The 13,552-nt window shown below is 63.3% G+C and carries 13 protein-coding genes; 6 read left to right on the forward strand and 7 right to left on the reverse strand.

Annotation, left to right across the window (positions count from 1 at the left end):
• The first annotated feature begins 84 nt into the window (after positions 1-84).
• The gene (locus V6607_RS15720; protein WP_134326579.1) at positions 85-1,227 is read left to right on the forward strand and encodes a glycerate kinase; all 1,143 of its coding nucleotides are present in this window, start codon (positions 85-87) and stop codon (positions 1,225-1,227) included.
• Here the strand turns inward: V6607_RS15720 and V6607_RS15725 are convergent.
• From V6607_RS15725 to V6607_RS15740, 4 genes are all read right to left on the reverse strand, one after another.
• The gene (locus tag V6607_RS15725) at positions 1,224-2,336 is read right to left on the reverse strand and encodes a class II histone deacetylase (protein WP_134326580.1); all 1,113 of its coding nucleotides are present in this window, start codon (positions 2,334-2,336) and stop codon (positions 1,224-1,226) included. The two genes, V6607_RS15720 and V6607_RS15725, sit on opposite strands and share 4 nt — an antisense overlap.
• Positions 2,337-2,349: 13 nt before the next feature.
• Complete coding sequence (locus V6607_RS15730; protein ID WP_134326581.1) at positions 2,350-3,525, reverse strand: MFS transporter; 1,176 nt, start codon at positions 3,523-3,525, stop codon at positions 2,350-2,352.
• A gap of 22 nt (positions 3,526-3,547) precedes the next feature.
• Complete coding sequence (locus V6607_RS15735) at positions 3,548-4,423, reverse strand: transporter (protein WP_087693884.1); 876 nt, start codon at positions 4,421-4,423, stop codon at positions 3,548-3,550.
• Between the two features lie 108 nt (positions 4,424-4,531).
• The gene (locus V6607_RS15740; RefSeq protein ID WP_134326582.1) at positions 4,532-5,503 is read right to left on the reverse strand and encodes a helix-turn-helix transcriptional regulator; all 972 of its coding nucleotides are present in this window, start codon (positions 5,501-5,503) and stop codon (positions 4,532-4,534) included.
• Positions 5,504-5,707: 204 nt separating this feature from the next.
• On the opposite strand from V6607_RS15740, the gene V6607_RS15745 reads away from it, so the two are divergent.
• Positions 5,708-6,220, forward strand: a complete 513-nt coding sequence (locus V6607_RS15745; RefSeq protein ID WP_003212556.1) for a GNAT family N-acetyltransferase — start codon at positions 5,708-5,710, stop codon at positions 6,218-6,220.
• Here the strand turns inward: V6607_RS15745 and V6607_RS15750 are convergent.
• Positions 6,217-6,912: an aspartate/glutamate racemase family protein gene (locus V6607_RS15750; RefSeq protein ID WP_003212555.1), complete on the reverse strand. Its 696-nt coding sequence runs from the start codon at positions 6,910-6,912 to the stop codon at positions 6,217-6,219. The two genes, V6607_RS15745 and V6607_RS15750, sit on opposite strands and share 4 nt — an antisense overlap.
• A gap of 126 nt (positions 6,913-7,038) precedes the next feature.
• On the opposite strand from V6607_RS15750, the gene V6607_RS15755 reads away from it, so the two are divergent.
• A complete protein-coding gene (locus V6607_RS15755) occupies positions 7,039-7,533 on the forward strand; it encodes a hypothetical protein (RefSeq protein ID WP_003212554.1) in 495 nt (164 codons plus the stop codon).
• Positions 7,534-7,643: 110 nt separating this feature from the next.
• Here the strand turns inward: V6607_RS15755 and V6607_RS15760 are convergent, their stop codons facing one another.
• Complete coding sequence (locus V6607_RS15760; protein WP_102369024.1) at positions 7,644-7,865, reverse strand: CcoQ/FixQ family Cbb3-type cytochrome c oxidase assembly chaperone; 222 nt, start codon at positions 7,863-7,865, stop codon at positions 7,644-7,646.
• Positions 7,865-9,292 (reverse strand): cytochrome-c oxidase, cbb3-type subunit I, encoded by a 1,428-nt coding sequence (ccoN, locus tag V6607_RS15765; protein ID WP_008432550.1) that lies wholly within the window; start codon positions 9,290-9,292, stop codon positions 7,865-7,867. Before ccoN ends, V6607_RS15760 begins: the two co-directional genes overlap by 1 nt.
• A gap of 208 nt (positions 9,293-9,500) precedes the next feature.
• Here ccoN and aldA point away from each other — a divergent pair, with 208 nt between their 5' ends.
• The 3 genes from aldA (at position 9,501) to V6607_RS15780 (ending at position 13,531) form a co-directional block, all read left to right on the forward strand.
• Complete coding sequence (gene aldA, locus V6607_RS15770) at positions 9,501-10,925, forward strand: aldehyde dehydrogenase (protein WP_134326583.1); 1,425 nt, start codon at positions 9,501-9,503, stop codon at positions 10,923-10,925.
• A 76-nt stretch (positions 10,926-11,001) separates the two neighbouring features.
• Positions 11,002-12,312 carry an MFS transporter gene (locus tag V6607_RS15775; protein WP_087693879.1) on the forward strand — a complete coding sequence of 437 codons (1,311 nt, stop codon included), beginning with the start codon at positions 11,002-11,004 and terminating at the stop codon, positions 12,310-12,312.
• Between the two features lies 1 nt (position 12,313).
• Positions 12,314-13,531, forward strand: coding sequence for a mandelate racemase/muconate lactonizing enzyme family protein (locus V6607_RS15780; protein ID WP_008432553.1), 1,218 nt, complete (start codon positions 12,314-12,316; stop codon positions 13,529-13,531).
• The last annotated feature ends 21 nt before the right edge of the window (positions 13,532-13,552 follow it).

Here is a 13,552-nt window from a genome sequence, read left to right on the forward strand (position 1 = left end):
ACCCCAGCCACTCTTGTGCAATGGACCGGCGTTATTGCCGGTGCCAACTGGCAGCATGGGCGTTATAAAAACCGGAGAAAGCCCATGAAAATCATCATCGCCCCCGACTCGTTCAAGGACAGCCTGAGTGCTGAAGGCGTGGCGAATGCCATTGCCGAGGGGTTGGCCAGCGTGTGGCCCGACGCCGAGCTGATCAAGTGCCCAATGGCGGACGGTGGTGAGGGCACGGTGGAATCGGTACTCGCCGCCTGCCAGGGCGAGCTGCGCACCAGCCGTGTGCAAGGGCCATTGGGCGGCAGTGTCGACGCGCATTGGGGCTGGTTGGCCGAGAGCCACACCGCAATCATCGAAATGGCCGAAGCCAGCGGCCTGCAACTCGTGCCACCGGGTCAGCGAAATGCGTGTTCCAGCAGCACCTTCGGCACTGGCGAACTGATCCGCGCCGCCCTGGATGCCGGCGCCCAGCGCATCATCCTGGCCATTGGCGGCAGCGCCACCAACGACGGCGGCGCCGGGGCGATGCTAGCCCTGGGTGTGCAGTTGTTTGATGCCGAGGGAGCAGCGCTGCCCCTTGGCGGCCTGGCGCTGGGCAAGCTGTCGCGCATCAGCCTTGAGCAACTGGACCCCCGCCTGAACGAAGTGCGCTTCGAAATCGCCGCCGACGTGAACAACCCTTTATGCGGTCCTCACGGGGCCTCGGCGATTTTCGGCCCGCAAAAGGGCGCCACTCCCCAGCAAGTCGAGCAACTGGATGCGGCCCTCGGCCATTTCGCCGATCACTGCGCCAGGGTATTGCCCAAAGACGTACGCGACGAACCCGGCAGCGGCGCCGCCGGTGGCTTGGGTTTCGCCGCCAAGGCGTTCCTTGGCGCGCAGTTTCGCGCGGGTGTTGAAGTGGTCGCAGAGCTTGTTGGGCTTGAGCAAGCCGTGCGTGGCGCCGACCTGGTGATCACCGGCGAAGGCAGGTTCGACGCCCAGACCCTGCGCGGCAAGACCCCGTTTGGAGTGGCGCGAATCGCCAGGCAGCACAACGTGCCGGTGATCGTGATCGCCGGCACATTGGGTGATGGCTATGAGCAAATGTACGCCCACGGCGTGGATGCCGCGTTCGCCTTGCCGTCGGGTCCGACTACTCTGGAACAGGCCTGCAGCGAGGCCCCGCGCCTGTTGCGCGAGCGCGCCTCGGACATTGCCCGGGTTTGGCGTGTGGCCGCCCTGGCGGTCTAAGCCTCAAAGCCCTGCGCCAGTCGGTCGATCCACTGGCGCTGAAACCCCAGCAGTACGTCCTTGGGCTGCTGCAACTGGACAAACTCCAGCATCGGGTCTTCCACCGCCGTGCGCACGCCGGCCAACTCCTCCAGCGCCGCCAGCCCGCAAAACGGCACATAGGCTTCGCTGTAACCACCTTCATGCACCAGCACCAGGCGCCCTTGGCACAGGCGCTCGGCGGCTTGGCGTACTGTGCGGGTCATCAGGCGGAACGACTCGCTGTGCAGCAGCATGCGCGCCAGCGGGTCCACGGCGTTGGCGTCATAGCCGCAGGCGACGATGATCAGTTCAGGCTCGAAGCGCTCCAGGGCCGGTACCACGATGCGCTCCATCGCGTGCAGATAGGCTTCGTGGCCGCTGCCTGGCGGCAACGGGATATTGATATTGGCGCCCAGGCCGGCGCCACGGCCACGGTCCTGTTCACCGCTGTAGCCCGGCGGATAGCAACCGTCCTGGTGCAGGGAGATCGTCAATACATCGCCACGTGTTTCGAAGATGGACTGGGTGCCGTTGCCATGGTGCACGTCCCAGTCGATCACGGCGACCTTGCCCAGCCCGCGGCGCGCCTTGGCGGCCTCGATGGCGATGGCGATATTAGCCAGGAAGCAAAAGCCCATGGCGCCGTCCGCCAGGCAGTGATGCCCCGGCGGCCGCGACAGTGAGTAGGCATTCTCGACCTGCCCGCTCAGCACTGCGTCCACTGCAGCGATGGCCAGCCCGGCGGAGAGTCGGGCGATCTCGTAACTGCCCGGACCGATCGGTGCCTGTGGGCCCAGTTCGCCACCGCCGGCATCGCTCAGGGCCTTGAAGCGTTGCAGGTAGTCGGCACCGTGTACCCGTCGCAAGTCCTCGTCAGTGGCCGGAACTGCGCTGTGCTGTTGCAGGTGACGGCTCAGCCCGGATACGTCCAGCAGGCTTTTCAAGCGCCGCTTGGTCTCCGGCGACTCGGCATGCCCGCTGCCGGCAGGCGGCTGCACCCAACCGCCCACCGGCAAGGTCAGTGCGTGGGCGCCGGCGCTGTGCCAGAGGCTTAGTTCATCAAAGAAAAACGCGGTGGTTCGGTTCATCAGAGTCTCCAGTTCAGCGGGTTAAAACAGCGTCAGGCGTGGCGCGGCTGCCGAGCATCAGCGCCAGGGACAACAGGGTGACGGCGGCGCCGCCCACCAGCAGCGAGGCAAACCCGCCGCTGGCTTCGATGAGCCGCCCGGCAATGGCCGGCCCGATGGCCAGGCCCGCACCGATCACCAGGTTTGAGGTGTTCATCAGCTTGCCGCTGCGGTCGAGGTCGGCGAGGCAGGCGAGAATCAGCGGCAGGATGAAGGTCCAGGTGAATTTGAACAGCAGCGCTGCCAGGGCAAAGCGCAGCAGTGTTGGCGTACCGCTCAGCAAAAGCACCGCACCGGCCATCAGGGCGTAGCCCACCAGCAACAGCAGCAGGCGTGGCAGGCGCGTACCGATCAGCGAGGCACAGCCGGCGCCGACGATGCCCATCACGGTGGCCAGGGCCAGCACTTCACCGCTGTGTTGCGCGGAGATTGCGGCGCCACTGCTGATGGCGCCGATAAAGGTCCAGACACCGCCGAGGCTGACGTAGAAGGCCAGGATCCCGGCGATGCCCAGCGCAGCCTTCACCCGGGAGACAGGTATCGGCGCTGCATCGGTTTGCTCGCGCGGCGGGCTGCCGGACGGGAAACACCGGGCGAGTGGCAACAGCAGCGTCATCAGTCCCGCAAGAATCAGGTAGCAGGCGCCGAGGCCATAGCGCGCAAACAGTCCGGGCAGCACGCCAAGGCCGACCGCTCCGACCACCAGTTGCCCCATCACCCACAAGCCGTAGACCCGGCTTGGATTGGCAGTGGCAGCCGCGCTGGCCAGGCAGATGATCATCAACGAACCGCCCGCCAAGGCACTCATAAAACGCAAGGCAAGCAAGGTGGCGTAGGTGTCGGCGAGCATCGACAACAGGTTGGCGGCAATGAATGCCACGGCGGCGACCAGGGCTGCCAGGCGCCAGTCCACCCGTTTCAGCCACCAGAAGGCGGGCAGGGTGGCCAGGCTCATCGCCCCCAGCTCGGTGGAGAACAGGTCGCCGATGTGGGACGGGCTCAACTGCCATTGGCTGGCCAGTTGCGCGGCCACCGCCGGTGCGGTCATCAGGATGGTCGGGGTGATGGCGGCGAACAGAATGATCGCCGCCAGCAACGGCCATGACCGTGCTGAAAGGCCGGCGGTTGCAGCGTGGGTCTGAGTGTTCATGGGCAAGCTCCGGGAAAGTGATTCAGAACACATGGACCAGCCGCAACAGGGCGTCGGTGCCTGCGTAGCCGTTGGATGCCGCGACGTTTTGCGAAAGGCTGAACATCACTTGGTTCTGCCGGTCGAGCCAATGCCCTACCTCGAAACCCACCTGGGTGTAGCGCTTGTGGGTGTCGTCGATGCGCTGGTCGTTGATGCGCAGCTCGCCGCCATCGGCGTGGATCAAACGCAGGGCGCCGTAGGTGGCCGGGCTGAAGTCGTAGGAGGCGAAGGCTTGCAGGCGGTACAGCGGGTCTTGCTTGAGGTCGCTGCCGAAATAGTCGTCATTGGTGCCGTACAACTGGGCTTCGAGGTTGGCTTCCAGCACCCATTTCTCGCCAATGCCCTGGGTGTAGTTGTAAACGAAGGTCGCGCCCCAGCGATTGGCCCCGGGGGACACGTCGGGGTTTTTACTGTGGTACTCGCCCACCGGCACGGTGATCAGGCTCAACAGTCCGCTGTAGGTGCGTGAGGCCGGGTCGTTGATGAAAAACAGCGTGCCGCCCACCTGCGGGTCACCAAAGCCGCTCTCGCCGGTGTGCTGGCTGGCGCCGGGCAAGCGCGCATTGATGTCGGCGAAGGGCAGGATAAATTGCGGGGTGCACAGCGTGCCGCAGACGTCAGTGAAAAACACCTGGCGGTACGCCACGGCGTTGACCTTCAAGTCGGCCTTGCCGGTGGTGTCGGCCGGGCCGTGGAAATCATCGTAGCGCGTCGCCGGCAAGTACAGCACGCCGAGGCTGGTACCGGACGGCGCGCCGAAAAAGTCCCGGGCGTTGAGGTCGGCGGCCTGGCTGTCGAGGCTCAGTAGGGTGCCGCCCAGCAGCATGGCCAGGTGACGCAAGGTGGAGTGATTCATCGCAAGGCATCTCTTATGGAATGTGATGGATGGCAGCGGAAAATGGGCAAAGGGCGCCCGAGGCCGTCAAAACGACAGCGCAAAAAAGCAACGAATTAAGGGGTGAGGTCAGTCGGGCGGGGCGTGCAGCAAGTGCGCGATGCGCGCCTTGTCCTTGACCCCGAGCTTGCTGTAGATGGCGCGGATGTGATGGCGCACGGTGTTCGGCGACAAGCCCAGGTCGCGGGCGACTTCCTTGTAGGTCTTGCCTTCGCCAAAGCCCTGGGCCACGTCGTTCTCTCTGGGACTGAGCTGGGGCAGGGCGCGGTTGAGGCGCGCGGCCAACAGAAACTGATCGCCCACGGCCGAGGCTTCGATATGGATGTGCTTGCCCTCATGCCCGCGCTGATTCAACGGCACCGGCAGGGCGGGGCCGCTCCATTGCGGCCACTCACTGAGCAGCAGGTCGACAAACCCGCGTTCGGCACACTGCAACACCCCGCGCTGGTCGCAGACCGCCAGGGCCAGGTTGCGCGGGCTGGTAAGGGTTTCGCGCATGGCCACCAGGGTGCGGATCTGGTTCGCCGAGACGGCCGCCACCAGGTGCAGCATCAGGTTGTTCAGCAGTTGGCAGTCGTCCTGGTTGAACCGTGGCGCTCCCGGTTTGCGGTACAGGCTCAAGTGGTCACTGAGGCGGGTTTGCGGGTCGACGTGGATCACACACAACAACTCGCCAATGTCATGGCGCTGACCCAACCAATTCTGGCCCGGGCCGTTGGCGGGGTCGAGCATGTCGACAATCACTGCCTGGCCGGGTGCTTCGTGCACCAGCCCGACCGTCACGTCCACATGGCGGATCGACTGCCAGTCGGCCAAGTACGTGTCTGGCAGGTGATGCAGGTAGCTGCTGTGTTCTTCCGGCAGGCCATCGATGATCGCGGCACGCCCCCACCATGCGCTGTCGAAGGGCAGCAGTTGACTGATGCGCGACAGGGCATGGCGATGAAACTGTTCGATGTCCTGATGCTGGGCCAGGCGTTGCAGATCAAGCGTCAGGGTGCTGAAAGCCTGTAACAGGCCGGGGGGATCAAGACGGCTCATGGGCGTTCCTCTGTGGGACTTTTTTATTGTTCTAGTCACAGGGTTTAAAGGCCGAAACGGGGCAGGGCCTGGGTGAAGTATCGGCGCTGCGGGGGCTGATCGCTATCCTACAGATGCATGATGTGCGGCAGGATTTGTACTCGCCAAAAAACCGCTGTGCCGCCTACACTGGTCGGCCACGTGTTTTTCAAAGGACGAAACACCATGCACACACCTGAACCCAAGATCGTTATCACGCGCTTCACCGAGGCCCACCTTGAAGGCGTCGCTGCGCTCTACAACGACCCGGCTGTCTGCCGTCAGGTGCTGCAAATGCCTTTCCAGTCAGTCGAGGCCTGGCGCAAACGCCTGGTGCAGGACAACGAGCGGCGGCTACAGCTGGTGGCGCTGCATGCCGGTGAAGTGATCGGCCAGCTGGGTTTGGAACAGTATTTGCGCGTGCGCCAAAGCCACGTCGGTTCATTCGGCATGGGCGTCGCCACCGCCTGGCAGGGCAAGGGCGTGGGCTCCCGGCTGCTGGGCGCGGCGCTGGAGGTGGCGGATAACTGGATGAACCTGCACCGGGTGGAACTCACGGTGTACGCCGACAACGAAGCCGCCCACCGGCTGTACCACAAGTTCGGCTTCGAGACCGAAGGCCTGCTGCGCGACTACGCCGTGCGTGACGGCGCATTCGTCGACACGCTGACCATGGCGCGCATCCGCAAGCCGGCCTAGTCGTCCTGCAACGCAAACGCCACCGCAGCCTGCGCATGCAGCTCGGTGGTGTCCAGCAAGGGCAGGTCGCTGTGCTGCGGCTTGATCAACAGGCTGATTTCCGTACAGCCGAGGATGATGGCCTGGGCGCCACGGGCGGCCAAAGACTCGATCACCCGCTGGTACACCTCGCGCGATGCGTCGCTGATCACCCCGACGCACAACTCTTCGTAAATGATCCGGTGCACGGCCTGGCGCTCTTCAGCGTCCGGCACCAGCACGGTCAGCCCCTGTGCCGCCAGGCGTGACTTGAGAAACTCCTGCTCCATGGTAAACGCGGTACCCAGCAGGCCAACGCTCAGGGTGCCAGCTTCCACGGCCGCCGCGCCGGCAGCGTCTGCAATATGCAGAAACGGTATCGACACCGCCGCTTCAATCCGCGGCGCTACCAGGTGCATGGTGTTGGTACACAGCACGATGCACTCGGCGCCCCCGGCTTGCAGGCGGCGGGCGGCGTCTTCGAGGATCAGCGCCGCATCGTCCCAGCGCCCGGCGTGCTGGGCCTGCTCCACCGGGCCGAAGTCGACGCTGTACATCAACAGTTGTGCCGAGCGCAGCGGCCCGAGCTGGTCGCGCACGTTCTGGTTGATGATGCGGTAATACTCGGCGCTGGACTCCCAGCTCATGCCGCCGATAAGGCCGATGGTGCGCATGCGATGCTCCTGAATTGGACGGGCGAGGGCACCACATTACCCGCGCGCTGCGCTTTAGTCATACGCCGGTGTGCGGCATCTGCCATGATCAAGGCTCGCAACATGGGTCACCCAAGGAACACGGCAATGGACGATGTACAACAACTGGGCGAGATGCTGCGTCATTACGCCGACAGCGAAGCCCACAAGAAACAGCAGTTCGAAGTGCAGTCGGCCCATTGGGCGCAGAAGATCGGCGAGTTGTTCGGCCAGATCGAGCAGTGGCTTGCGCCTGTGAAGACGGTCGGTTTGCTGGAAGTGCAGCGCGAGGCGTACGTGGCTTCCGGCCCCAGCGTGCCGGTGGAGACCTCCACCTTCAAGACCGAGAAACTGACCATCCATATCGCCGGCAAACCGGTGGAGTTCGTGCCGGATGTGATGGGCGCCGGCGGTTTGATTTCGCTGTCGGTGATGGGCTTGACCGCCGCCCGCTACGGCAGCATTTCCCTGGTATTGCTGCCGGGGAAAAACGACTGGCTGTGGAAGAAAACCAACGGTTTGAAAGACCCGGATACGTTCGGCTTCGATGCCAACTTCCTGGCGTTGCAGTTGCAGAGCCTGATTCCCCGCGAACGCGGCTAGTCGCTCAATGTGGTGCTTGTGTGGGAGCGGGCTTGCTCGCGAAAGCGGTGTGTCAGTCGCTGTATATGTTGACTGAACCACCGCATTCGCGAGCAAGCCCGCTCCCACAATTAGATCTCTATATTGCCCCAGTCCTGCTTTGTTTCCTCAGGCGCCACCGCGTTGACCCGCTTGCCCGTGGCCAGCTCCACCCGCCGTGCCACTTCCGGGTCATCGGCGAACGGCGTCAGGCTGGCCTCATCCAGGCTCTCCTTCGACTGGCCCCGCAGGCAATACTCCACCGCGCCATACAGGCCGATCACCGCCGCCAGGTTCAGCGCTATCTCCCACATCAGGCGATCTGCGCGTCAAGCTGCGCTACCTTCAAATCCGCCACACGCACGGTGCGCCAGGTGTTGTACGCCATCAGCAACATGCCGCTGAGGAAGAACACCCCGCCGACGAATCGCACCACAAATCCCGGATGGCTGGCCTGTAACGCTTCCACAAACGAGTAGGTGAGGGTGCCGTCATCGTTCACCGCCCGCCACATCAGGCCCTGGGTGATGCCGTTGACCCACATCGACGCGATGTACAGCACCGTGCCGATGGTCGCCAGCCAGAAGTGCATATTGATCAGCCCCACACTGTGCATCTGCGCGCGCCCGAAGATTTTCGGGATCATGTGGTACAGCGAGCCAAACGTGATCATCGCCACCCAGCCCAGGGCGCCGGCGTGGACGTGGCCGATGGTCCAGTCGGTGTAATGGGAGAGGGCGTTGACGGTCTTGATCGCCATCATCGGCCCTTCAAAGGTCGACATCCCGTAGAACGCCAGCGACAGTACAAGGAAGCGCAGGATCGGGTCGGTGCGCAATTTATGCCAGGCCCCGGAAAGCGTCATCATGCCGTTGATCATCCCGCCCCAGCTCGGCGCCAGCAGGATCAGCGACATCGCCATCCCCAGCGACTGCGCCCAGTCCGGCAGCGCGGTGTAGTGCAGGTGGTGCGGACCGGCCCAGATGTACAGGGTGATCAGCGCCCAGAAGTGCACGATGGACAGGCGATAGGAATACACCGGTCGCCCGACCTGCTTCGGCACGAAGTAGTACATCATCCCCAGGAAACCGGTGGTCAGGAAGAACCCCACGGCGTTGTGCCCGTACCACCACTGCACCATCGCGTCGGTGGCCCCGGAATACACCGGGTAGGACTTGAACCAGTCCACCGGGATCGACAGGTGATTGACCACGTGCAGCATCGCGATCACCACGATAAATGCACCGAAGAACCAGTTGCCGACGTAGATGTGCTGGGTCTTGCGCTGCACCACAGTGGTGAAAAACACGATCGCATAGGCCACCCACACCACGGTCATCCACACCGCGCCGCTGAACTCGATCTCGGCGTATTCCTTGGTGGTGGTGTAACCCAGTGGCAGGCTGACCAGCATGATCACGATCACCGACTGCCAGCCCCAAAAGGTAAAGGCAGCGAGCTTGTCCGAGTACAGCCGTACCTGGCAGGTGCGCTGTACTGCGTAGTAGCTGGCGGCGAATTGCGCGCTGCCGGCAAAGCCGAAAATCACCAGGCTGGTGTGCAGCGGGCGCAGGCGGCCGAAGGTGGTCCACGGCAGGTCGAGGTTCATCTCGGGCCACACCAGTTGCGAGGCGATCCACACGCCCATGGCCATGCCGACCACGCCCCAGACGATGGTTGCAATGACGAATTGACGCACGACCTTGTAGTTGTAGGCCTGTGCGGTTGATGGTGGTTGCATGCTTAGTCCTCCCACGGTTCCAAGTGGGCGGCACTGTAGGAAGTATGGGTAGAACAATACAGACTCAGACCCGGGTCATTACTACGGATCAGCCACTAACCTGCATTTTTCGCACGTTACCCCCGTCAATAAATCGTTTGTCCAACCCCCGCCCAATGACAAAACTGCAAGTCACTCGCAAAACAACAACGATTGGGCAAAAAACCATATGCAAATCGAGCGCAACTTTTACAACGGCCACTTCGCCGAACCTGCCAGCACCGCCCAAATCGCGGTCTACAACCCCGCGACCGAGGCCCAGGTAGGCCGGGTGTCCGCCGCCACCCCTGATGAAGCCATTGCGGCCGTCGATGCCGCCGCCAGCGCACAGAAAACCTGGGGCAAGCTCACCAGCATCCAGCGCGCCGAACACCTGCGGGCTTTCGCCGCCGCCCTCGAAACCTGCGCTGAAAGCATAGGCCGGGCGCTGGCCAGCGAATCCGGCAAAAGCCTCGACGACGCCAGCAACGAAGCGCGCTACGCCGCCCAGATCACCCGCTACCACGCCGAATGGGCACGCCGCATCGAAGGCGAAATCATCCCCAGCGACACCCCGGACGAAAACCTGTTCCTGCAACGCGAGCCCATTGGCGTCGCGGCTTGCCTGATTCCGTTCAACTACCCGGTCTATACCCTGCTGCGCAAAATCGCCCCGGCGCTGATTGCCGGCAACACCGTGGTGGTGCGCCCGAGCAACAACACGCCGTTGTCCGCCTTTGAAATCGCCCGTGCCGTCGAGCAGTCGGGCATGCCGGCCGGCGTGATCAACATCCTGACCATGGACCACGCCACCGCCGCCGCCCTGTGCACCCACAAGGCCGTGGGCCTGATCACCCTGACCGGCAGCGTCAACGCCGGGCGCATCGTGCTCGACTACTGCAAGGCCAACATCGCCAAGCCGTCCCTGGAGCTGGGCGGCAAGACCCCGGCGATCATCGAGGCCGACGCCGACCTGGAAAAAGCCGCCAGCGACATCATCGCTTCCAAGACCACCCACTGCGGCCAACTGTGCACGGCCGTCGAGCGGGTGTATGTGCAGGAAAGCGTCTATGACCGATTCCTGGCCCTGCTCAAGGCCAAGATCGGCGCCGTCAAATTCGGTGACCGTGCCACGGATGCGGGCCTGATGGGCCCACTGGTCAACGCCAGCTCCCGGCAGAATATTCACGCCATGGTCGAGCGCGCCATCGCCGACGGTGCTGTACTGGAAACAGGCGGCGTACTCCCCGAAGGTCCGGGCCATTTCTACCCGCCGACGCTGCTCAGCGCCTGCCGCCAGGACATGGAAATCATCCAGGAAGAAATCTTCGGCCCGGTGCTGCCGGTGCTCAAGTACCGCGATATCGACGAAGCGCTGGCCATGGCCAACGATCACCAGTTCGGCCTGTCGTCGGTGCTCTATACCGAGAACTACCGCACGGCCATGAAAGTCGCCAACGCCATCGAGGCCGGCGAGTTGTACGTCAATCGCACCCCGGCCGACCCTTACCAGGGTTTCCACGCCGGTTGGAAACGCTCAGGGCTGGGCGGCGATGACGGCAAGCACGGGATGCTTGAATTCACCCAGACCCGTTTGGTGGTCATGAAGTACTGATTCACCGACCACCGGCTTCACCTCAATAAAAACAATTATCGGGGCACCTGCACAGTGGGTGCCCGAGGTCTACAAGATGTCCAAGCCTGCACCCGTTGCCCAGGGTTTCGATGCCGTGTCCGCGGCTAAAAGTGACAAGGCCAGTCGCTACTTCCAATTGATGTTGCTGGTATTGGCTGCCGGGGCGATCTACCCGATCCTCTACCTGCGCCAGGTCTACCAGACCACCATGCTCGAGGTGTTCCAGATCAACCACAGCCAGCTGGGTTATCTGTACTCGATGCTCGGTACGATCTTCCTGCTCAGCTACCTGCCGAGCGGCTGGTTGGCCGATCGCCTGCCGCCACGCTTCCTGATCTTCTTTTCGTTGGTGGCCACCGGGGCCCTGGGTATCTGGTACTCCACCGTGCCGTCGATGACCGGCCTGATGATCATCTTCGGCTGCTGGGGCCTGACCACCGGCCTGACCTTCTGGGCTTCGGTGCTCAAGCGGGTGAAGATGATCGCCCATCACAGTGAGCAGGGCCGTTTCTTCGGCATCCTCGACGGCGGCCGTGGCCTGGTGGAGGCCTTGCTGGCGACCGTGGCCCTGGGGCTGTTCGCCTACGCCACCGAGACCCGCAGCCAAACTGCGGCCGAAGGCTTCAAGCACGTGGTCTACCTGTATTCGTTCGTGTGTATCGCCATTGGTTGTGTGCTGGTGCTGCTCAAGGACCCCAAGTCCATGGCCGAAACTGCGGCGGTCGAGAAGGGCAAGTTCAACCTGATCGCCGACCTCACCACCCTGGTGAAAATCCCCGAGCTGTGGCTGGTGACCGCCATCGTGTTCTGCGGTTACCACATGTTCTGGGCCACCTACAGCTTCTCCGATTACCTGCAAGGCAGCGGCATGACCGCCGTGATGGCCGGCACCATCACCACCATCAAGTTGTGGATGCGACCCATCGGCGGGATCGGCGGCGGCTGGCTGGGGGACAAGTTTTCGAACATCTCGGTGCTGATCGCCGCGCTGCTGCTGGTAACCCTGGCGATGGTTGGCCTGATCGTGTTCCCGGCCATTGGCAGCCTCGGCTTGCTGATCGGCACGGTGATCTTTATCGGCCTGATGACCTACGCGATTCGCGGCCTGTACTGGGCGATCCTCGACAGCTGTGACATCCCGCTGCGCATCACCGGCCTGGCCATCGGCATCGTCTCGGTGGTGGGTTACCTGCCGGACACCTTTATCCCGCTGATCAATGGCTACCTCACCGACACATACCCGGGGCAGGTCGGCTACAACCTGTACTTCGGCTACATCGCCTTCATCGGCGTGCTCGGGACCCTCGCGGCCCTGACCTTGCGCGCCCGGATCAATCGTAAAAAATTCAACCAGACAGGTGCCTGAGATGAAAATCGTCGCCCTTGAAACCCATATTGTCGCCGTACCGCCGCCGCACATCGGCGGCATGTATTGGCTGTTCGTCAAACTGAAAACCGACTGCGGCATCGAAGGCGTGGGCGAGATCTACGCCGCCACCTTCGGCCCCAAGGCCATGCTGCCGATCATCGAGGACGTGTTCGAGCGCTACCTGCTCAACCACGACCCGCACCACATCGAGCGCTTCTTCCGCCAGGCGTACTCCAGCGGTTTCACCCAGCGCCCCGACCTGACCATGATGGGCGTGGTCAGCGGCCTGGAAATGGCCTGCTGGGACATCATCGGCAAGGCCGCCAACAAGCCGGTCTATGAGTTGCTGGGGGGCAAGGTCAACGAGCGCCTGCGTTCCTACACCTATCTGTACCCGGTCAACAGCAAGGGCGAGTACGACTATGACGACCCGGACCTGGCCGCCGAATGCGCGATCGAGAACATGAACAAGGGCTTCACCGCCGTGAAGTTCGACCCGGCAGGCCCGTACACCGCGTACTCCGGCCACCAGATCTCCCTGGAAGTGCTGGAACGCTGCGAAACCTTCTGCCGCAAGATTCGCGAGGCGGTGGGCGACAAGTGCGACCTGCTGTTCGGCACCCACGGGCAGATGGTGCCGTCGTCGGCGATTCGCCTGGCCAAGCGCCTGGAGAAATACGACCCGCTGTGGTTCGAAGAACCGGTGCCACCAGGCCAGGAAGAGGCCATGGCCCAGGTCGCGGCAAAGACCAGCATTCCCATCGCCACCGGCGAGCGCCTGACCACCAAGTACGAGTTCTTCAAGCTCTTGCAGGCCGGTGGTGCATCGATCCTGCAAATGAACGTGGCCCGCTGCGGCGGCCTGCTGGAAGCCAAGAAAATCGCGAGCATGGCCGAGGCCTACTACGCGCAGATCGCCCCGCACCTGTACAACGGACCGATCGGCGCAGCGGCGAGTTTCCAGTTGGCCACGTGCACGCCGAACTTCCTGATCCAGGAAAGCATCATGACCTGGGGCGGCTTCCATGCCGAAGTGCTGACCAAGCCGCTGCAATGGGAGGACGGCTACATCATCCCGTCCACCGAGCCGGGCCTTGGGGTGGAGCTGAACATGGACGTGGTGCGCAAGCACACGCCGTACACCGGCGAGCGGCTGCACCTGCAAATGGCGCCCACGCCTGCTGACGTGAAAGACACTTCGCCCGCCAAGGGCTAAAAAAAACGACTTATGCGGTAA

This window comes from Pseudomonas sp. KK18 (genome assembly GCF_037094675.1).
Taxonomy (GTDB): Bacteria; Pseudomonadota; Gammaproteobacteria; order Pseudomonadales; family Pseudomonadaceae; genus Aquipseudomonas.

Bases quoted from the DNA above. Each gene is read 5' to 3' on its own strand.
- V6607_RS15720 (WP_134326579.1), top strand. From the start codon at position 85: ATGAAAATCATCATCGCCCCCGACTCGTTCAAGGACAGCCTGAGTGCT.
- V6607_RS15725 (WP_134326580.1), bottom strand. From the start codon at position 2,336: ATGAACCGAACCACCGCGTTTTTCTTTGATGAACTAAGCCTCTGGCAC.
- V6607_RS15730 (WP_134326581.1), bottom strand. From the start codon at position 3,525: ATGAACACTCAGACCCACGCTGCAACCGCCGGCCTTTCAGCACGGTCA.
- V6607_RS15735 (WP_087693884.1), bottom strand. From the start codon at position 4,423: ATGAATCACTCCACCTTGCGTCACCTGGCCATGCTGCTGGGCGGCACC.
- V6607_RS15740 (WP_134326582.1), bottom strand. From the start codon at position 5,503: ATGAGCCGTCTTGATCCCCCCGGCCTGTTACAGGCTTTCAGCACCCTG.
- V6607_RS15745 (WP_003212556.1), top strand. From the start codon at position 5,708: ATGCACACACCTGAACCCAAGATCGTTATCACGCGCTTCACCGAGGCC.
- V6607_RS15750 (WP_003212555.1), bottom strand. From the start codon at position 6,912: ATGCGCACCATCGGCCTTATCGGCGGCATGAGCTGGGAGTCCAGCGCC.
- V6607_RS15755 (WP_003212554.1), top strand. From the start codon at position 7,039: ATGGACGATGTACAACAACTGGGCGAGATGCTGCGTCATTACGCCGAC.
- V6607_RS15760 (WP_102369024.1), bottom strand. From the start codon at position 7,865: ATGTGGGAGATAGCGCTGAACCTGGCGGCGGTGATCGGCCTGTATGGC.
- ccoN (WP_008432550.1), bottom strand. From the start codon at position 9,292: ATGCAACCACCATCAACCGCACAGGCCTACAACTACAAGGTCGTGCGT.
- aldA (WP_134326583.1), top strand. From the start codon at position 9,501: ATGCAAATCGAGCGCAACTTTTACAACGGCCACTTCGCCGAACCTGCC.
- V6607_RS15775 (WP_087693879.1), top strand. From the start codon at position 11,002: ATGTCCAAGCCTGCACCCGTTGCCCAGGGTTTCGATGCCGTGTCCGCG.
- V6607_RS15780 (WP_008432553.1), top strand. From the start codon at position 12,314: ATGAAAATCGTCGCCCTTGAAACCCATATTGTCGCCGTACCGCCGCCG.